The sequence below is a fragment of the Vibrio comitans genome (genome assembly GCA_024346835.1).
GTDB lineage: Bacteria > Pseudomonadota > Gammaproteobacteria > Enterobacterales > Vibrionaceae > Vibrio > Vibrio comitans.
The window spans coordinates 1,292,051-1,311,376 of sequence record AP024867.1 but is presented as its reverse complement, the minus strand read 5'-3'; the positions used below and the strand labels follow the sequence as shown (position 1 = coordinate 1,311,376).

The following is a 19,326-nucleotide window of genomic DNA, read 5'->3' as shown; positions in this document are numbered from 1 at the left end:
ATTATATCAAAGTAATTTTAATAGCTCTTAGTTATATTCTGCTATGACACATCTTTTAACAGTTCTATTGGCGACTTCAATAGATTACTAACGAAATCTATGTAGTGAATCAAACTCTTCATCATTAACATCAAGGCTTATCCCGCCCAGACTATACTTAAGTTAGATGTTCATCAGATCCCTGTAAAAGGAGGACTGAATGAGATTGCTTCTACTATGCCTTATGTCATTGCTGCTGTTTGCCAATCAAACTCTTGCAAGCACCGTTTGGGTCGTTCCTATCAAAGGCCCTATAGGCCCTGCTGTCAGCGACTACCTCTCTCGAGAAATCCAGCAAGCCCAAGTTGACGATGTCAGCCTGGTGATATTAAAAATGGATACCCCTGGCGGGCTAGATAGCGCTATGCGAGATATCATCCACTCAATCACCACATCGACTGTACCCATCGCTACTTGGGTAGGCCCTTCCGGTGCTAGAGCTGCCAGTGCGGGGACCTATATTCTATTGGCTAGCCACGTGGCAGCCATGGCTGAAGCCACGAATCTCGGCGCTGCGACTCCGGTAGCCTTAGGCGGCTCACCCAAACCACCGAGCACCACTGACGAATCGGACAATTCAGCTTCTGACAAAGCAGACGAAAGCTCCAGCGATAGAGCGGAGCAAGTCCCTGCCAAGACTGCGATGGAAAAGAAAGTCATTAATGACGCCAAGGCCTATATCAAAGGTCTTGCAAAACTCCATGGTCGCAACGCCCAATGGGCAGAAAAAGCCGTCAGCGAAGCCGCGAGTCTCGATGCGATTGAAGCATTAGAACTCAATGTTATTGATTATGTGGTAAACAGCCCCGAAGCGTTAATATCCGCAATCGAAGGCACGACACTTACCGTAAATAACCAGCAAGTGACATTGTCACTAACCACAGCTAGCTTAGTAGAAAGAACCCCAGATTGGCGAGCCGAAATGTTAGCCGTTATCACTAATCCCAATGTGGCGTATATCTTGATGTTGATTGGTATCTACGGCTTATTATTAGAATTTTACAACCCCGGTATTGGTTTACCCGGCGTTCTTGGCGGGATCTGCCTGCTGTTAGCAATGTATGCACTGCAAATGATGCCTGTGAACTACGCAGGTCTCGCTTTGCTGCTTCTTGGCATAGCACTGATGATTGCTGAGGCATTTAACCCTAGCTTCGGAATACTGGGCCTTGGTGGAGTGGTAGCATTTGTACTGGGTTCCATTTTCCTAATGGACAGTGACCTACCTAACTTCCAGATAGCCATACCACTTATTCTTGGCGTCGCCATTTTTTCAGCAGCTCTGATCGTCATCACCCTTGGCATGTTAATGAAGGTGAGAAATCGCCGTGTAACCACTGGTCTTGAAACCTACCCAGGAAAAACAGCCATTGTCAGCGAAGACTTTACCAACGGCAAAGGCAGAGTCCAATTGAACGGTGCACTTTGGCATGCCGTAGCCACATCTGAGCTAAAAAATGGAGATAAAGTTACCATCGAATCGATCAAGGGACTGACCTTAACGGTAAGCCCAAGTGTCAAAAAATAGGAGGCGCATATGCTTTACACAACAGCAGTCATTGTCGTTCTCGTTATTGCCTTAGCTACACAGATCTTCAAGGTATTAAGAGAGTACGAGCGAGGAGTGGTCTTTTTTCTAGGTCGATTCCAAGAAGTTAAAGGGCCTGGATTAATCATTCTAATTCCAATAGTTCAACAGATGGTACGCGTGGATTTACGTACTATCGTGCTGGATGTTCCCACACAGGATCTTATCACTAAAGACAACGTGTCGGTGCGAGTGAATGCCGTGGTCTATTTCCGTGTCGTTGACCCGCAGATGGCCATAAACAATATCGAAAGCTACAGCGATGCCACCAGCCAGCTTTCCCAAACGACGCTTCGCTCCGTTTTAGGCCAGCATGAGTTGGATGAGCTTCTTTCGGAAAGGGAGAGACTTAACAAAGATCTTCAAGCCATACTTGACCAGCAAACCGATGATTGGGGAATTAAGATTGCGACCGTTGAGGTCAAGCATGTGGATCTGAATGAAAGCATGGTGCGTGCCCTTGCCCGCCAAGCGGAGGCTGAGCGAAACCGCCGTGCAAAAGTCATCCATGCTACGGGTGAGTTAGAAGCATCCAACAAACTCAAAGAAGCCGCACAGATGCTCAATCAAGCACCTAATGCATTGCAGCTTCGTTACATGCAAACCCTAACGGAAATCACGACGGATAAAACGTCAACCATAGTGTTTCCAATGCCAATTAATCTAGTTGAAGCGGTCAATGACATCGCTAAAGCTATAAACAAAGAGGAAGGGAATAACAAGTAAGGTTTCTAGGATTCATTGATCCGTACACACGAGGTTACCCCGCAGGCATCTCAGCAATTTGAAGGTGCCTGTTGTGTAAAGGGATACTACTTAGCGTCAGCCGTGTTGTTCAAATCAAAATTTTCAGCCTGAATGCGCTTCAATACTTCATCTTCGTGCTTCTGCTTTTCATGCATAGCATCTATCAACTTGCGATCGAGCTCGGCGAAATATCGATTCTCATCTGCTTGCCCGTGTAAGCGTAGTTTTTCTGTAAAGTCCATAGTCGCCACCTCTACAGTTTTTCCTAACACTATAAGTATAGTTGTTTGCTCACTAACAACACCTGCATGAGCACCCACCTTTCTGACTTTCTCCTAGAATCTATAGGTTATAAGCTAGTCCGATTTCTTATAGCGAACGTGGTTTTATCTCTAGCTTTCAATCCCAGAGTTGGCAATAGTTATTTGATTAGAAACAAAATCAAGTAACGACAAGGAACAGGTATGAAATCAATCTATATATTGCACGAAAATGAGGAATGGATAGTGCCTCTTCGTGAAGCATTCGATAAGTTGAATGTACCTGCCAAGGAATGGTTTGTGAACGAGGGTCATATTGAGTTTGATACCGTTCCAGAAGATGCGGTTTATTACAATCGAATGAGTGCATCATCGCACACTCGTGATCACAGGTATGCTCCTGAGTTAACGCGTGTTATCGATAAATGGCTCGGCCTCAATAACGCAACCCTAGTTAACGGCAAGGGTGTCATCGATCTAGAAGTGTGCAAAATTTCGCAATATGCTGCGTTGCAAAAAGTAGGCATTGCGACACCAAAAACACAGGCGGTAGTCGGAGCAGATTTTATCATTTCTGCTGCAGAGAAATTTAACACTTGGCCTCTGATTATTAAGCCAAATCGCGGAGGTAAAGGCCTAGGTGTTGAAAAGTTTGATTCACTCGACGATGTTAAATTAGGCTTAAGACGACTAAAAGCCGATAGTCCTCTCGATGGAATTTGGTTACTGCAAGAGTACGTGAAATCCACAGAACCTTACATCGTTCGCTGTGAATACGTCGGTGGTAAGTTTCTATACGCTGTTAAGGTTTCAACTGAGGGTGGTTTTGAGTTGTGCCCAGCAGATGGTTGTTCAATTGAAAATGCGTTTTGTCCTGCTTTTGAGGACGACAAATCAGCTCAAGAAAAAGACAAGTTTGAAATCACCGATATCCTTGATAATTCACCGCTAATTAAGCTTCACGAGCAGTTCTTAGCTGATAACCAAATCGATATCGCAGGTATAGAGGTCATTTGTGATGAAAGTGGGAAATGGTACTCCTACGATGTGAACACCAATACTAACTATAACTCTAAAGCTGAGATAAAAGCTGGGGTGCCCAAATCTGGCATGCAAGCTATTGCAGACTACTTGGTGCAACTAGCCGAACAGTCTTAACCTTCCCCTTTGATGAAATGGCTTTCCGCTTAGTGCTCAGCCATTTCATCTTGCAATCTCTATAAGAAACTTTGTTGTCATTCTAATACTTAGCGAGTTGTTAGCTACTGGCCTTATTACGATTAAGCAATATAGGTGTATCGACAGGTAGCACTAATTTAATACTGCTAGGTAGTACTTTTATCGTCATATTTTGCGGCAACATAGGTTCACCATCTAGATTCACCGGCATAGATTCTTCTGAGTGCCACTCAATGGTTTTAATGTTGTGTCGATGGACAAATTGCGTGTCGGGAGTTTCGTGTAACTCTTGAAGCTCTTCAAGGACAGTAGGAATATCCCCAGCACTAAAATCCTCGATATAAAACAGTTCGAACACTCCATCATCAATATACGCTTCAGGGGCCAATGGTTGCCCACCTCCCGCAGTTCTACCATTGCATATAGCGCCAACCACCACATTAGCCAATTTAACTTTATCATCATGAATGACTGTGCCTGGAAAGGGTTGAAAGTTAATAGCCTGAACTAGACCTGAAAGTGTATAAGCCCCTCCCCCTAGAAAGTTCTTAAGCGCTACTGGGGTCGTTGCTGTTACCTGAGCACCAAATCCCGATGTGGCTATATTCATAAAGAATTTTTCATTAGCTGAGCCTGCATCTACCCAATAACTCTCACCAGAAACTGCTAAATTTAAGGCATCGAAAGGTTCTGAAGGAATTTCACATGCCGTAGCAAAGTCATTGGCAGTCCCTAACGGCAAGACAGATAGTTCAATATGGTTAAGATCATGCTTGAGAATAGCGCTGACCACTTCGTTGACAGTACCATCCCCGCCACCTGCAACTATCCGCGTAACGCCTTGCTCAGCAGCCTCTCTCACCAAACGGTCAACATCACCTTCCTCCCAAGTAGAACGAACTTGAAGTTCATACCCTTTATCTCGGATCGAAAAGACCGCCTCTCTAACGCTATCTAGCCCTGCTTTCTTTCCATTAAGTATCAATCGAATCAAATTGTTAACCACTACTTAGTCATCAGTATTACTCATAATCTAGCAGGTATAATGGGAGTGAGGTACACAAGACAATCAAACTAGTGATACCAATGGCTTGAAATTTGAACAACCAATAAATTTAAAATCGAATACCAAGCAACATTGGCAAGATAAAATACACGGCGTTATAAAAGATATGCAAAGCGATCGATGGATAGACGCTGTTATGTCTGTCTCGGAAATAACCAAACAGCAAGGAAGGAACTAACACGCTTAATGCCCAGATTGGCTCGTGACTAGTAAAATGAAACGCAGTAAACACTAAAGAGCAGCAAAGATTTGCTGAGGTAAACCCCAAAAGAGACAGGGAGCCCCAATTAAGGCTTAACAATCTTCCCTGCAACATGCCGCGAAACAGCAACTCTTCAAGCAAAGGCGATACTAACACCACTAATACTAATGCCTGCCAAGATTGTCCTGCGTTTAGAGTCGAAACCTTGCTTGAAAGTAACACCAAGCCTACCGCTAACCCAAATAGACAAGCAACTTTAAACTGACGATCTAAGATCCATCGAGCATCCCCCCTTAGAGCAAACTCATCTAGCGCCCCTAGCGTGAGAGATTTTAGGTACTGCATGGTTGCTATTACTCACTGTTGTTGAAAAAGGCCGACATCAGGTTAAACGATGTCGGCTTAGTCGTAGTTAGTTTCTGGAAGTCCATTGCACATCACGATGTTGAATGAACAACTAGCTAGCTCGCGAACGATGTTGGCGCCAGAATACTTGGACCAGTGCAATGACTAATAGTAGCAATAGTATTGGATCGATACGTCCGTTTTTACTTAAGGTACAGCCACCGCCACCATCAGCTTCGGTTAAACCTAATGCCTCAGCAAAGCCATCTACCTCGCTTTCCTCAGCAACATCTTCTATCACATCCTCAGCTTGGGTAGTTGCACCATAAGGCGGTTCATGACAACTGCCAAAGAATCCAGTGCACCAAGCTGGAGCGGCTTGATTTTCAGAAACAACAGGAATAATTCTTACCGTAAATGTGCCTCCAGGTATCCCGTTACCCACTTTAATGATGTAGTTAATGCCTAGATTGAGTACATCCTCAATATCACCCATCTCATACAATCCATTTGGATTCGCTGCTAGCCAATCTATTTCTGCTTGGTCGATGATAGGAAATCCTTCATCATAGCTTCCACGCCAATTAGTTCCGTCCCACCACGCAATTAAGCTAGCATCGGTTTCTGGGTCATTATCATCATCAAAAAATACCGCCTTTGGTTGCCATTTAGATGGAAGCCATTCACCCAAAGGAAGCCCTTCGATAAGACCTAGGGTTTCATGATAATGGCTGGCTAACGCACTGGTCGAATAAATCATATCCGAAGCCATAAGTTCAGGAGTGCCAGTTTCTGTCATGGGATTACTATAGCTAGCGCAGGCATCTATAGCTGTGGATACGCAACCTTGTAGAACATCAAATCCTGCTGTACGCATATCAAAGAAACCATTACTGATAAAATGCTTATCTGGCGCCCCAAATAATCCATGGGAAAAAGTCGCTAGACTATCACTTTCAAAGATATCAGAACCATCATAGGCTAGGTTGTCATGTCCCCCAGAAGCTCCCTCGCCTATTCCCAAAGATATGTGCAGCTTGTCTTCTATGTTGCTCTCACTTGCGGACTTAAATTCACTACCTCGACCTGTGCCTACCACGACCTTGTAGCCGCTCAAACGTCTGCCCGTATAGTTATTGATTTTGCTAAATACTTGATAAGAACGAAGCGCTATTTGATCTTCAGCTTCGGGGTCTACGGGGTCATCGTTTACATTAAACACTAGATCTATCCCATGCCCATCTCCCGAGCTAATATCATCTACAGAGGCAGGAAGCATCGCGACTTTAAAGCGCTTGTGGGTCTGAAATGGACTTGAACAGATGACAGGTTGCGGATGTGCGGAATCCAAGAAATTAGCATCGAGTATTTCAGAGTTATCTGGACTCAAAAAGGAAGAGCCTATAATGCAGTTCTGAGGCTTACCGTGAGACACTTCAGAATCACCGGTCACAATTTTTATCGCGTTTGGCTCCCCTACTGGCCAGTCTTTCCCTGTGATGCGAGCCATAACCTGACCTTCATCTCCACTGAGTAGGCTCTCAAAGTAATCTCCATAGGTCATCAAACTATAATTTCCGGAAGCTTCATCAAATGACCCAAACTCTAAACCATCTTCATATTTTAAAATGACATCTACATTGTCTAGGTTCCAGCCACCGACACAAGCAGTCGATACACCAGGCACACCACAGTCACCAATAAAGGCATCCGATGAGGTGTCAGCATTAGAGTTTTCTATTATCGCTGCATGGGCATTTACAACGAAAAATAGACTTGAGAACGTTAAGCCTATTACACCAAAAGTGCTTCGCCCAATCCTTTCCATGTTCATAATAATCTCCACTATCGCTAGCCAGATAATCGTCTATGGTGCGAAAGGAAAGGCTTTTTATAATTTCAAATGGGGACACCCCATCAAGCGATAAATGCATTAACTACAACATTTAACTAAGCTGTTTCTATGAAGCATCTAGCGGTTACTCTGCTTGTATCAACAGCCAAGTTAAGGCTAATAAATGTACTTAAGCATTTCGTTTATTAATATTCCCTAATGCACCGTCACTTTAAATTTAGCAAAGGAAAACGCTCGCTAAAGAGCCAAAAGTGCATCTATCCCAATACCTGAATAAACATTGATCTAACCCACTATTTTGGCATCAGAAACAACAAAATAATCCAGCTTGTTTAATCACAAGGCACAAAAAACGGCTTGTAGTGAGTAAGCTACAAGCCGTTAATTCATGCTTCTACAATAAAGTTATTACTGTTTCTTTCTACGCTTAAACACAACACAAAAGTTGCCACGTTTAGTACGACACTTAGAGCAACGTTCGCAGTCCACAGGAGCACGATCGCCCTCCTTCCAGCGCTTTATGAGTTGAGGTTCTGCTAGTAAAGGCCTAGAAACTGCAAAGAAGTCGATGCCAGTAGTATTTGCTATGTTTTCAATAGCATCAAAATCACTTAAGCCACCCACAGTAATAATCGGTACTTTGACGTCTTGGCTAATGGCGTGTCCATATTCGTGAAAGTAACCTTCTTGTTGCAAGGTATAGCCGTCGAACGACTCGCCAACCATCTCACTCGCTTTACCATGAATGTTCCCAGAGACAATAATGGCATCAACACCAAGCTGTTCCAGTTTCTTACAAATGACGCGTGTTTGCTCGAACGTTTGACCACCTTCAAAGAACTCAGTTGCAGTCAGCTTTATCAGGATTGGGAAGTCTTCCCCTACCAGAGCACGTGTTTTTTGGTAAATCTCAACCAAGAATCGCATGCGATTTTCTAGACTTCCACCGTATTCATCATCACGGCGATTGTAATACGGGCTCAGGAACTGGTTGATCAAGTAAGTATGTGCGGCATGAATCTCAACCCCATCGAAACCAGATTTTTTTGCTCGTAAACTCGCTTGAGCGAACGCGTCAGTGATAAGAGCAATATCCTCGATGCTCATCGCCTTACCCTGAGTGTTAGTACCACGCTCTGGGATTTCACTTGGCGCAAAGATCACTCGATCACCCAAATTGTAGGTAGTCTTGGTACCACCATAAGCAATCTGTTTTACGATTTTTGCATCATATTGATGAACAAGATCCGTTAATTTCTTGTAACCCTCAATAAACGAGTCGTTGTAGATCCCCATCATTCCAGCATTTGGCTTTTCGTCTTCTACGATATTTGCATAGCCCGTTACGATAAGGCCCACATCACCCTTAGCCAATTCTTCATAAATGTCATACAGCTTCTCGGTCATATAACCTTCTTCTGTTGCCATGTTTTCCCATGTTGCGCTACGCACAAAACGGTTTTTTAGGGTCATATTGCCAATCTGGGCTGGTGAAAACAAAATGCTCACGTCGATTCCTCTATTTGAAACTGCTTTGGAGACAGTGCTGAAAGTGTGATCTAGATCGGAGGGCTGACTTTACTGGTGAATCACAATCAAAACCTTAATCTAGGTTAAGTTATTTGCTTTTGGTGAGCCTCTAAAAAGAAGACAATGAAGATGACTGGAAGAAGAGATAAAAAAACGGCCCATGAACGAATTCATGAGCCGTTTAATACCATAAGACAGAGCGTTACACGTAGTAAGCTTCTACTGTGCCTTTAAGCGTAATAAGGATCGGTTGACCACGACGATCTAGCGCTTTAGGTGAAGGAATTTTTACCCATCCTTCACTGATGCAATATTCTTCAACATCGTTACGCTCTTTACCGTTAAGGCGAATACCGATGCGGTGGTGAAAGCACTCTTCTACATAATGAGGGCTACGAGGGTTACCTGAAAGGTGATCCGGAAGAGTTGGCTTTTCGTTAGTGTCGCTCATTTTCATGACCTGAAATAATAATAGTGTGCGTCATTGTAGACAAAGCCAGCCTAACGCTCAAGAAATCCTGTTCAGTCTCTATGACAACAGAGTAGTAGTTGAGCAATCCCTACCTTTATAGCTTTGGTTAGTTTGCTTTACCGAAAGGAATCACTAACACACCTTTCAATACGCTGACAGTAAAACAACAGTTGTCTAAAGCAAATCAGACACTCTGCTAACTTATAGCAACAAATCTAGCGATATCATTGTGTTATTAAAGCTCCTCTTAGTTTCAAGGAAGACATTATGCACAAAATCACGCTGTTGCTCGGCTCTTTACTCGCTGTCACCCAAGGTTGCAGTAGCACTGCAATTACATCAGAAGAAAACACCACCACTTCTGCACAATCAGAGAGCCAACAAACTCAAGTTACGACTGAAGCAGCCTCACTACAAAATACCTTTTCTGATGAAAAGCAGGCATGGCTCGCAAGCGAAGAATGGAACTATCATGGCAATGGATTAGCGAAAAACGTCGGCTGGAATGATCAAACACACAAAGGCGACTTAGACTTCGCTGCCGGATACAGCACGAATCCGAGCAATTGCGAGGGAGAGCTGTTTGTTACTGGAGCTTTTTACAGCAATAGAATCAGTGGAATCTTCAACGTTAATGGACAAGATGTTCACTTTAAATATGTTGATAAAATCAATGACAACACGCGTTTATATCGCCCCAAAAACCCGGCAGGACTGGCATTTATGTTAGATGAGTTCGGTAAGGGCAAACCTGTAGTCATAAAGTCTGATATTGGTATGGTAGCAACCTTCCCTAGTTCAGGCTTTACAGATGCAAAATTGGCGATAGATAGAGAGTGCGTAGTGAAAATGACTAGAGATAAAAATGCTCTATAGTCGGATATACAAAATTAAAAGGTGAACATTTCACCTTTTTCTTGCACATGTTTTTCCTTATAAATCCTCGTATATTTAACGCCTCGCGAACAATACGCTTAAAACAAGCAGAGGCACACATGAGAACAGTAGTTTTAATAGCATTAATAAGCGTGCTGAGCGCTCCAGCATTCGCTTCGTATAAAGTACATAAGAACGGAGATTTAACTCAATGCGTTTATAGCCATATAGCAAAGCGCAAGACATGTACTACCATCAAGCACTAACCTCTCGGCGATAAACAAAGTCAAATTTTTCAAACACGCCAGAGCTCTAAAAAAATAAACCACCAGCTTAACGTTAAAGGCTGATGGTTTATTGGTTCAAGCGACACCACACAAGGCGCGAGCTTGTTTACGTTTTCTATATTCCTTATAGACAATGACAAATCCAATCTGAAGTAGTTTAAGACTTAACCAAATCATTGATTTCCTCACATTGTCCGTTTAATTATACACAAACTGCAACATTTGAGCATCAAGATATTAACCAACATATTCATTAACTCATTAGCTCGCTGCAAATTTTAATGAGACGCTATTGTCTGTGTGGCCTCTTCAGAATAAAAATACATAATTAATGAATATAACCTGCAGTAGCATTGATATATAAAACCAGTTTCCACACTAGGATTAATATTCACTAAATGCGGATATATAACGTGATATCAATAATTTAAAACCGACCAAAGAAGATATGCCACTTAAATCACCTGCCATCAATTCCCTATTCCTTCTACAAAATAAGTTTCTAATTATTCATCTTATGCCCGCCAGACAAACTATATAGGATTTAGTTCCAGCACCAATTCAGAATTTTTGTGCTGGACACTAAAGGATATAGAAATGAAAAAATTGACTCTGACTGCTATCGCAGTTGCCTCAGCATTCGCTGCATCAGCTAACGCTGCTGAAGTATATAAAGCAGACAACTTAGCTCTATCTCTAGGCGGCCGCGTTGAGGCTCGTAGCGAGTTCTCTGACCAAGGTAAAGACAACCAGTTGAAAGACAAGCAAAAGCAGGACGATATCTCTCGCATGCGTTTGAACTTAGAGGCAAAAACTCAAATCAATGATGATGTTCATGCTCGTGGCTTTTTCGAGAAAGAGTTTAGAAAAGATGGGGATGCTGACAACGACACTCGTTATCTTTATGTGGGAATTGGTACAGACAATACTGAACTTCAATATGGTAAAACCGATGGCTCTTTGGGTTTAATCACAGATTACACTGATATCCTAAATACCTATGGTTCAGAAGCATCTAGCAAATCAGTAACTGCTGACCGCGCTGACAATCAACTGCTTTATGTCGGTACTTACGGTGACTTAACAGTCAAAGCAAACGTGAATGGTGGCGGCGCAACCGTCGATGACGTAACAACAGGAAACAGCGTAGCAATCGACAAAGGGTACGGCGTTGCAGCAAGCTATGACTTCGGCATGCTGAAAGCGGGTGCAGGTTACGCTAAAGAAACCCATGACGGTACAGCAAAAGATAGCGATAACCTACTTGTAGGTCTTGGTGCCGACGTAACTGATGAGCTATACCTTGGCGCTCTATATGTAGGTGGTTCTCAGTTTGGTAAAGATTTCCAAGGCTATGAGTTAGCGGGTTCTTATGACTTTACTGATAAGTTAACTCTAGCGTCTACGTTCACAAGTGCGGATTTTGATCAAGAAAAAGAAGATCGCAACACTGCAACAGTAGATCTAGGTTACCAATTCACTAACTACTTCCTAACTTATGCTGGTGTGAGCAAGAAATTCACTCAAGACGAAGAGCTTAAAGGCATGGTAGGTGCAAAAGTCACTTTCTAAGATTTAAGTACGATTGATTATACTTTAGTCATATCTTGGAGCTCTCAATCAGAGCTCCTTTTTTATGCATACTATTTACTATCCCTTTTAGTTCAACTGTCTATCCCCTCAGTATTCACTCTGTTTTCCCGCAAACGATTGCATAAATCAAAATCAATTTACCATTAGAATTTTTAATGGTTATATGAAAATAATCTATCGTGTAGCACGCGAATTTCGTGATCCAATCCAAATATATCTTCCCTACTTACGGTACTTCCTCAAGGATTGATTTTGATCACATTAAATATGTCGCTGTTGCAACACAATGCGCCCCGAAATCAATCACATCCCTTTTTTACGAGAATTATATAATGACAACAACGATTATCGCAGAACAAGTATCAGGGAAAACACGTAAATGGACTTATCAAGACATCACATGGTGTCTTTCTCTTTTTGGTACAGCTGTAGGTGCAGGTGTATTATTTCTACCAATTAAAGCTGGTGCTGGTGGTTTTTGGCCATTAGTTATTCTAGCCCTAATTGCAGCACCTATGACTTGGTTTGCTCACAAGAGCTTGGCGCGTTTTGTTCTATCATCTAAGAACGAAAATGCAGATATTACGGACGTAGTTGAGGAACACTTTGGAAAGACTGGCGCAAACATTATTACCTTTGCTTACTTCTTTGCCATCTACCCTATCGTTCTAATCTATGGTGTAGGTATCACTAATACTGTCGATTCTTTCATGGTAAATCAGCTAGGTATGGAATCCATTCCACGCTGGTTACTTTCTGGTGGATTAATTGCCTTAATGACAGGTGGCGTAGTATTCGGTAAGGAACTGATGCTAAAAGCGACGTCTGCAATGGTGTACCCACTAGTTCTGATCTTGCTTGCGCTATCGGTTTACCTAATTCCAGACTGGAATACGTCAATGATGTCGGTGACTCCTGAATGGAACACACTGCCTTCAACTATTTGGTTGGCGATTCCAATCATCGTATTCTCTTTCAACCACAGCCCAATCATTAGCCAATTCACTAAAGAACAGCGTAAAACATACGGCGAAGATGCACACAAGAAAACGGACATGATCACTGGTGGTGCTTCAGCAATGCTGATGGGCTTCGTTATGTTCTTCGTATTCTCGGTAGTATTGTCTCTATCTCCGGAGCAATTGGCGCAAGCGCAAGCTGAAAACATCTCTGTGCTTTCTTACCTAGCGAACGTTCACGCTTCGCCAATCATCTCAATTTTGGGCCCAGTAATCGCGTTCGCAGCTATTACCTCAAGCTACTTTGGTCACTTCCTAGGTGCACATGAAGGTCTGGTTGGCTTAGCTAAATCACGCTCAAATGCTTCTGCGAGTAAAATTGATAAGATTGCTTTAGGTTTCATCGTACTGACGACTTGGATTGTAGCGATTGTTAACCCAAGCATCCTTGGCATGATTGAAGCGATTGGCGCACCAATGATTGCTGCAATTCTATTCATTATGCCTATCTTTGCGATGTACAAAGTTCCAGCAATGAAGAAGCTAGCTACCTCTAAGCCAGCTCGAATCTTCACGCTTATCTGTGGTATCGCAGCGATTACTTCAGCAACTTACGGCATCTTCTAACAAACCATAGTGCTTATTGGCCCTTAGCTAATGGCTAGGGGCTTTTTATTCTGCTCTCCCCCTTTATTTCATCATAAGGCATGAATAATCATGATCAGTATTTTTGATATTTACAAAATTGGCGTTGGCCCTTCAAGTTCTCACACTGTAGGTCCTATGAAAGCTGGCTATGAATTTGTTGAAGAACTCAAGCACATGGCGTTCTTGCAATCAGTCACCAAGGTAACGGTCGATGTCTACGGTTCTCTATCATTAACAGGTAAAGGACACCATACCGACATCGCTATTATCATGGGTCTTGCAGGTAATCTTCCTCAAACTGTTGATATTGATTCGATAGATGGATTTATCAAGCATGTGGAGCAAACGGGTACCCTAGCTTTAGATGCAGGCAGTCACACCGTTGATTTCCCTGTATCGGGCGGTATGAACTTCCATTCAGAAAACCTAGCTCTGCACGAGAACGGCATGCAGATCCATGCGTGGGCTAATGATGAGTTGGTACACAGCAAGACTTACTACTCTATCGGTGGGGGGTTTATTGTCGACGAAGCCTCTTTTGGTCAATCTGAAGCGCTCACCGTTGAAGTTCCTTACCCTTTTGACTCGGCTACCTCTCTTGTTGAACAAGCAGTAGAAAGCGGGCTTTCAATTAGCACTTTAGTGCTTAAGAATGAGAAAGCGCTGCATTCTGATGACGCTATTTCGAACTACCTTGCGTCTATTTGGCAGACCATGTCAGATGGCATTGAAAGAGGCATGAACACAGAGGGCGTGCTACCTGGTCCACTTCGCGTTTACCGTCGTGCACCTTGTCTATACAAAAAGCTGTCTACTTCGGCAGGGACTAATGCTGACCCTATGGCTGTGGTAGATTGGATTAACTTGTTTGCATTTGCCGTCAATGAAGAAAATGCAGCGGGAGGCCGAGTTGTAACAGCCCCAACCAATGGTGCTTGTGGCATTGTCCCTGCAGTGCTGGCTTACTACGACAAATTCATTCAACCTGTGACGGCAAAGGAATATACCCGTTACTTTGCAGCTTCTGGCGCAATTGGTAGTCTATACAAGCGCAATGCTTCTATCTCAGGAGCAGAAGTAGGATGCCAAGGCGAAGTTGGCGTTGCATGTTCTATGGCCGCAGCAGGTTTAGCCGAGCTGATGGGCGGTAGCCCTGAACAAGTTTGCATGGCTGCAGAAATCGGCATGGAGCACAATCTTGGACTCACATGTGACCCAGTTGCTGGCCAAGTTCAAGTTCCATGTATTGAGAGAAATGGTATTGCGGCGGTCAAAGCGGTTAACTCTGCACGCATGGCACTAGGACGTACTTCTTCTGCTAGAGTATCTCTTGATAAGGTTATCGAAACTATGCTCGAAACAGGCAAAGATATGAATGCTAAATACCGAGAGACCTCTCAAGGTGGATTAGCGATTAAGGTGCTTTGCTAACAAGCACTTTATAAACTGGAATATTATGGCCCAACGCTATGTTGGGCCTTTTTATATCTGGCATTTGTCACTAGAAGCGGTGAGTGAGAGATGACACAAACTGGCGCTTGTCAGAGCCATTTTGCCCATATTCAGCTTGGATTGCCCACGAGCGGTTAAAGTTATAGCTTGCGCCTACTAAGCCCATCCATTTATCGATGTTCTCTTGCTCAATTTTGTAGTCAATGTGTTCGCCTTCCAAACTAGGTATGTTGTTGATGTAATGCTCCCCATTTATAGTTAAGTTACTATCCAAGTAACTCACACCTACATAAACATCTACACTGCTCATGCCTTTCAGCGGTATCTGCTTACCAATTCGCGGAGACACGCTTATCACCAGTTCTTCTGCTCTCGCATTTTTCATATCTACATAACTTACTGAAGCTGGTATCGCTAAAAAGTAGTCATTCCAACCAGCAGCAAATGTAGCACCTATCGTGTAGTTCCAGCCGTCAAGGTCCACATCTAACCCTTTTGGTCCCCATCCTGTTGCTTTACTTAACGCATCACAATTCTTACCTGGCTCTGCCCCCGGAAATAGTGGATTACAACGTAGACTATTATCCGCTATATGGTTAGCGACAGACCCATCAGACTCAAATTCTACGTGAGCCATTCCGTTTACTTTACCTACAGTGGCGAACACATTCATGAAAGGAAAGATCCAAGCGTCGATCTTCAACTGTGGAGTTTTACTGTGAGAGTAATTGTTGTCAAATGTGACAGAATTTATAGGTACAGTAGTTTGTTCACTATCAATAAAACTCATTCCTGCTTCTAGGTTTGTTATCGTCATATCCTGCTTAGTTTCAGCATAAAGAATGCTGATACCAAACGGCAAAGGAAGGCTGAAGCCTTTATCGACTACATCTTGAGCAAAAAATGGTAATGGCCTATCCCACTGTGGACTTGATTTTTCTGTCGTGGATTCATGGTTGGCAAACTTGGCATTACCCACCCCTGTTTCTGTTAGCTCTTCATTTACAGATACTGACATCAAGCGCGCGCTACCTACTGCCGAGGCACTGGACTCAAACACTAAATAAGTTGGAATTTCGCTATCTTCAAGGTAATACAACTTCTCCGTCTCGATACCGCTAGTACTAATATTCCAATCTGTTCCCCAAGAAGGCTCGCTAAAGCCCTTACTAAACTTTTCTAAGTTCTCAGGGGTATCAAGAATTGAAATCATCCTATAGCTGCTGAGGCCAAGTCCTGCTCCAACGTCGTAGCGATATAAGTCAATATAAGTGGTCGAGTCATCAACATTGCTATACACAGCGCCTATGCCTGTGCCTCCGCCCACTAACGGCACTTTGATGTTAGACATTACACCGGTTGCGTACCCTTCTGCCTCTTCAAGCTGGGCGTGAATTTCTGGGTAAACCTCAGCCAACTCTTCTATTAGCTGTTCACTTTCGTCATCGATTGATTGACGGATCTCTTCTCTCTCTTCATATGGGATCGAAGAACTACAAGCCGTGATAAAAAATGCAATACAACTGGTAAATAAGAGGGGGGTGCGCATAGTGTCATAAGCCAACTGGTTATAAAGTGCGCGAAGATTATCATGATGAAGATCGCCGACCTATCACCCAGGCTTATACCGATCCTCACTCTAATTTAAGAATTAAATTGAGGGTATGTAAGGGCTAACGAAGACACAAAGTAGATATAGACTAATTTTTATCGATATTTGCTAACAATGACATTGATGGCATCAATTTATCTTTTGCTTCTTTCCAAATAAAAAAGCCCCGCTCTCATAGAGAGCAGGGCTTTCGAATAACGTGCAGTATGGCTAATCTATTAGCGCATCATACCCAAATCTTTTTGCATGTGGTCTGAAAGATCAGATGCATAGTAAGTTGTGGTAGTCTGACCTTTGCCGAATAGAATATCAACAAGGTGCATCATCAATCCTTTGAAATCAATAGAATAGCTCTTTGCTTCCTGAGAGCATGGTACTGCGACGGTGTTAATATTCATTACTTGCGCCATGAGTGCCTCTTTAATTTCTGTAAGTTTCAACAAGTTATGGCGCAAATATAGGCAAAATACGCCTAAGAATAAAACGAGTAAAATTCAGCTTTCGGATTAGTTTTTCTAATTTTACAAGGCGGTAACAAGCGCAAAAATCAACCTACAGAATAGATGCATAAAGCATCACTTTACCCACATTCAAATGAATATAAATTCTATAGACAAATTAAGCGCTGTTTTATTTACAAAATCATTACAATAAAAAAGTTTAAAATTAAGTAGTTAGACCTAATTTAATTTGTGTTTCAAAGCGCAACGCCTCTCTGGATACAAATTCTAGAAAACAATCAGCCATCGACATCTCAGTCACCGTCCAATCATCTCGACAATTCAGTATCGCCGAATACCCTTCCTTACCCTTCATTGTGTAGGCTGAAGACGTTCCCCAATAGACCTGATCGTCACGGATTTCCGTCCAGCCGCGAACCTCATCATAGATCCTCAGGTTTTTTACACGCTGACCTTTATTCGCATCTAACACTACTTGGTAGTCCAGTTGATAGGAGTACGGATAGCTCCCAGAGCCCGTGCCACTCTCATCCACTGCATTATCAATCGCACCTTCCAACACGTCTTTAATATGACGTCCTTCAATCGAATAAACGCCAATAGGTACAATAAATGGCAGTAATTTACCCGCGATATCGGCCTTACTGATTGGCCCTGAATTTAATGAGCAGCGAACACCACCAGCATTATGTATTGCAAAGTCTATGTTGTATCCACGATGACACATCGCATGATAGAAAGACTCTGCGACTAATGAGCAAATCTCACTTGGGCCTTTTTCATCAGGGATCCTTACGTGCCTAAGCCCTGATTTAAGATGCCCTACTACACTCGTTTGCAAGGCATGCACCTCAGGCTTATAGGTATCAGTTAAAAGTTGATGTATAGCCGGGTCTTTTTTACAACGCACGATATTAGGATGAGACTGTAAATAGTCGAAGACCTGACTATATTCGCCATCACAGTCACAATCGCTCATGGTCGCATCAAGACACAACCGACGACCAATCAGAAGCTCATTACGGCCAGCAAACGCAATTACCTTGCCGGATTCATCAAAATCAATATCACAGTGACCTATGGCTTGTGCGTGCAAACCCGCTTGTACTACATGAGTGTCATTGACGCGTTTGCCATACTCATCTCTACACGGTAAGCCTAATTCGCCGAATTCTCCTTGTAGCACGTGCGAGTGCCCGCCAATAATGAGACTAATGCCATCAACGCTCTCTGCCAATTTAAGGTCGGCATCATAGCCTAGATGACTCAACAAGATGATCTTGTTAATCCCTGATTCTCGAATTTGTTCAACTGTGTTTATGGCGGTTTGAGTAGCATTCACGAACGGAGTATCAGGATCAGGGTTTGCGATGTCCATCATTTTATCAATGGATAAGCCGAAGATAGCAATCTGCTCACCGTCTACTTCATGGATCAACCACTTCGCACTTTTAATGTGTGGCTGATATGAGTGTACACTCGGTGTTTCGCTAAGCTTTAGCTGTTTGCTCTCCAATTCATTTGAGAGATCCCAGTTGCCACACAGCAGAGGAAAGTTGATTTCATTGGCAAACGTTGCAAGAGGTCCGTTGCCCATGTCTAGTTCGTGATTTCCTAACGTCATCGCGGTTAGGTCAAGTTGATTGAGCAGCCTTGAGTTGGCTTCTCCCTTGAATAGGGAAAAATACAGTGTCCCTTGAAAGCAATCACCTGCATGCAAAAACAGAAACTCTCGCCCTGATTGTTCGGCTTTCTGTCTAAGTTGTTGCGAGCGTGTTTTTATGCGTGCAAATCCCCCTACACTGACGTAAGGGTTCAACACTTGATTATCTATATTTAAAGACAGCTGTAGCGTGGTTGGCTCAAAATATGAGTGGGTATCGTTGATGTGAGCGACCCGTATCCTTGTCACTTTTTTCATTCTTTTCTTCATTCATTCATCTCTAGTTTCAAGGCCATTGTAGTCGGGCGAATATGACAAACCAATGAATTATTTTTAGGAGCGTATAAAACCTCGTTTAACCAGGCATCTAACAGCAAAATTAAGGGTCGCAATTCCTTATAAGAACGCAAAATATCAATTAGTTAGAAACTTGCGAAGCTTCTCAGTGTAAATCCGGTCTGTTTTCTATAATGAAAGGAAAAGGGGTAGATT

Annotated in this window: 16 protein-coding genes; 7 read left to right on the top strand and 9 right to left on the bottom strand. The window is 42.9% G+C overall.

The genetic code is table 11. From position 1 onward, the window contains the following. Positions 1 to 199 precede the first annotated feature (199 nt). Together OCU46_RS19320 and OCU46_RS19315 are read left to right on the top strand one after the other, a co-directional pair. On the top strand, positions 200 to 1,567 hold the full coding sequence (locus tag OCU46_RS19320) for an NfeD family protein (RefSeq protein ID WP_141271105.1): 1,368 nt from the start codon (positions 200 to 202) through the stop codon (positions 1,565 to 1,567). 9 nt (positions 1,568 to 1,576) lie between these two features. Continuing rightward, positions 1,577 to 2,353 (top strand): slipin family protein, encoded by a 777-nt coding sequence (locus tag OCU46_RS19315; protein WP_141271106.1) that lies wholly within the window; start codon positions 1,577 to 1,579, stop codon positions 2,351 to 2,353. 86 nt (positions 2,354 to 2,439) lie between these two features. On the opposite strand, the gene OCU46_RS19310 is transcribed toward OCU46_RS19315, so the two are convergent. Continuing rightward, positions 2,440 to 2,616: a hypothetical protein gene (locus tag OCU46_RS19310; protein ID WP_167495363.1), complete on the bottom strand. Its 177-nt coding sequence runs from the start codon at positions 2,614 to 2,616 to the stop codon at positions 2,440 to 2,442. Between the two features lie 222 nt (positions 2,617 to 2,838). Here OCU46_RS19310 and OCU46_RS19305 point away from each other — a divergent pair, with 222 nt between their 5' ends. Next, positions 2,839 to 3,792 (top strand): ATP-grasp domain-containing protein, encoded by a 954-nt coding sequence (locus OCU46_RS19305; protein WP_141271107.1) that lies wholly within the window; start codon positions 2,839 to 2,841, stop codon positions 3,790 to 3,792. 100 nt (positions 3,793 to 3,892) lie between these two features. Here the strand turns inward: OCU46_RS19305 and yegS are convergent, their stop codons facing one another. The 5 genes from yegS to OCU46_RS19280 form a co-directional block, all read right to left on the bottom strand. Continuing rightward, complete coding sequence (yegS, locus tag OCU46_RS19300) at positions 3,893 to 4,807, bottom strand: lipid kinase YegS (protein ID WP_244311393.1); 915 nt, start codon at positions 4,805 to 4,807, stop codon at positions 3,893 to 3,895. 121 nt (positions 4,808 to 4,928) lie between these two features. Beyond that, the gene (gene mrtJ / locus OCU46_RS19295) at positions 4,929 to 5,426 is read right to left on the bottom strand and encodes a JDVT-CTERM system glutamic-type intramembrane protease MrtJ (RefSeq protein WP_141271109.1); all 498 of its coding nucleotides are present in this window, start codon (positions 5,424 to 5,426) and stop codon (positions 4,929 to 4,931) included. Between the two features lie 112 nt (positions 5,427 to 5,538). Beyond that, positions 5,539 to 7,260, bottom strand: a complete 1,722-nt coding sequence (locus OCU46_RS19290) for a choice-of-anchor F family protein (protein WP_141271110.1) — start codon at positions 7,258 to 7,260, stop codon at positions 5,539 to 5,541. Positions 7,261 to 7,689: 429 nt separating this feature from the next. Further along, positions 7,690 to 8,790, bottom strand: coding sequence for an NADH:flavin oxidoreductase (locus OCU46_RS19285; protein WP_141271111.1), 1,101 nt, complete (start codon positions 8,788 to 8,790; stop codon positions 7,690 to 7,692). Positions 8,791 to 9,013: 223 nt separating this feature from the next. After that, positions 9,014 to 9,262, bottom strand: a complete 249-nt coding sequence (locus OCU46_RS19280) for a DUF3297 family protein (protein WP_141271112.1) — start codon at positions 9,260 to 9,262, stop codon at positions 9,014 to 9,016. 288 nt (positions 9,263 to 9,550) lie between these two features. On the opposite strand from OCU46_RS19280, the gene OCU46_RS19275 reads away from it, so the two are divergent. The 4 genes from OCU46_RS19275 (at position 9,551) to OCU46_RS19260 (ending at position 15,077) form a co-directional block, all read left to right on the top strand. After that, positions 9,551 to 10,159 (top strand): hypothetical protein, encoded by a 609-nt coding sequence (locus tag OCU46_RS19275; protein WP_141271113.1) that lies wholly within the window; start codon positions 9,551 to 9,553, stop codon positions 10,157 to 10,159. An 884-nt stretch (positions 10,160 to 11,043) separates the two neighbouring features. After that, on the top strand, positions 11,044 to 12,018 hold the full coding sequence (locus tag OCU46_RS19270; protein WP_141271114.1) for a porin: 975 nt from the start codon (positions 11,044 to 11,046) through the stop codon (positions 12,016 to 12,018). Between the two features lie 353 nt (positions 12,019 to 12,371). Next, on the top strand, positions 12,372 to 13,625 hold the full coding sequence (locus OCU46_RS19265; RefSeq protein ID WP_141271115.1) for an aromatic amino acid transport family protein: 1,254 nt from the start codon (positions 12,372 to 12,374) through the stop codon (positions 13,623 to 13,625). A 90-nt stretch (positions 13,626 to 13,715) separates the two neighbouring features. Then, a complete protein-coding gene (locus OCU46_RS19260) occupies positions 13,716 to 15,077 on the top strand; it encodes an L-serine ammonia-lyase (RefSeq protein ID WP_141271116.1) in 1,362 nt (453 codons plus the stop codon). A gap of 70 nt (positions 15,078 to 15,147) precedes the next feature. On the opposite strand, the gene OCU46_RS19255 is transcribed toward OCU46_RS19260, so the two are convergent. The 3 genes from OCU46_RS19255 to OCU46_RS19245 all read right to left on the bottom strand — a co-directional run bounded on the left by OCU46_RS19255 (position 15,148) and on the right by OCU46_RS19245 (position 19,092). Beyond that, entirely contained in the window at positions 15,148 to 16,647 is a 1,500-nt protein-coding gene (locus tag OCU46_RS19255; protein WP_141271117.1) for a hypothetical protein, read from the bottom strand. Positions 16,648 to 16,928: 281 nt separating this feature from the next. After that, positions 16,929 to 17,120 carry a hypothetical protein gene (locus OCU46_RS19250; protein WP_141271118.1) on the bottom strand — a complete coding sequence of 64 codons (192 nt, stop codon included), beginning with the start codon at positions 17,118 to 17,120 and terminating at the stop codon, positions 16,929 to 16,931. A gap of 256 nt (positions 17,121 to 17,376) precedes the next feature. Beyond that, positions 17,377 to 19,092 (bottom strand): bifunctional metallophosphatase/5'-nucleotidase, encoded by a 1,716-nt coding sequence (locus tag OCU46_RS19245; RefSeq protein ID WP_141271119.1) that lies wholly within the window; start codon positions 19,090 to 19,092, stop codon positions 17,377 to 17,379. Positions 19,093 to 19,326 lie beyond the last annotated feature (234 nt).

Excerpts from the sequence above, each read along its gene's own strand:
- OCU46_RS19280 (WP_141271112.1), bottom strand. The coding sequence starts at position 9,262 with ATGAGCGACACTAACGAAAAGCCAACTCTTCCGGATCACCTTTCAGGT.
- OCU46_RS19250 (WP_141271118.1), bottom strand. The coding sequence starts at position 17,120 with ATGGCGCAAGTAATGAATATTAACACCGTCGCAGTACCATGCTCTCAG.
- OCU46_RS19310 (WP_167495363.1), bottom strand. The coding sequence starts at position 2,616 with ATGGACTTTACAGAAAAACTACGCTTACACGGGCAAGCAGATGAGAAT.
- OCU46_RS19245 (WP_141271119.1), bottom strand. The coding sequence starts at position 19,092 with ATGAAAAAAGTGACAAGGATACGGGTCGCTCACATCAACGATACCCAC.
- mrtJ (WP_141271109.1), bottom strand. The coding sequence starts at position 5,426 with ATGCAGTACCTAAAATCTCTCACGCTAGGGGCGCTAGATGAGTTTGCT.
- OCU46_RS19270 (WP_141271114.1), top strand. The coding sequence starts at position 11,044 with ATGAAAAAATTGACTCTGACTGCTATCGCAGTTGCCTCAGCATTCGCT.
- OCU46_RS19265 (WP_141271115.1), top strand. The coding sequence starts at position 12,372 with ATGACAACAACGATTATCGCAGAACAAGTATCAGGGAAAACACGTAAA.
- OCU46_RS19260 (WP_141271116.1), top strand. The coding sequence starts at position 13,716 with ATGATCAGTATTTTTGATATTTACAAAATTGGCGTTGGCCCTTCAAGT.
- OCU46_RS19320 (WP_141271105.1), top strand. The coding sequence starts at position 200 with ATGAGATTGCTTCTACTATGCCTTATGTCATTGCTGCTGTTTGCCAAT.
- OCU46_RS19275 (WP_141271113.1), top strand. The coding sequence starts at position 9,551 with ATGCACAAAATCACGCTGTTGCTCGGCTCTTTACTCGCTGTCACCCAA.
- OCU46_RS19305 (WP_141271107.1), top strand. The coding sequence starts at position 2,839 with ATGAAATCAATCTATATATTGCACGAAAATGAGGAATGGATAGTGCCT.
- OCU46_RS19290 (WP_141271110.1), bottom strand. The coding sequence starts at position 7,260 with ATGAACATGGAAAGGATTGGGCGAAGCACTTTTGGTGTAATAGGCTTA.
- OCU46_RS19255 (WP_141271117.1), bottom strand. The coding sequence starts at position 16,647 with ATGCGCACCCCCCTCTTATTTACCAGTTGTATTGCATTTTTTATCACG.
- OCU46_RS19315 (WP_141271106.1), top strand. The coding sequence starts at position 1,577 with ATGCTTTACACAACAGCAGTCATTGTCGTTCTCGTTATTGCCTTAGCT.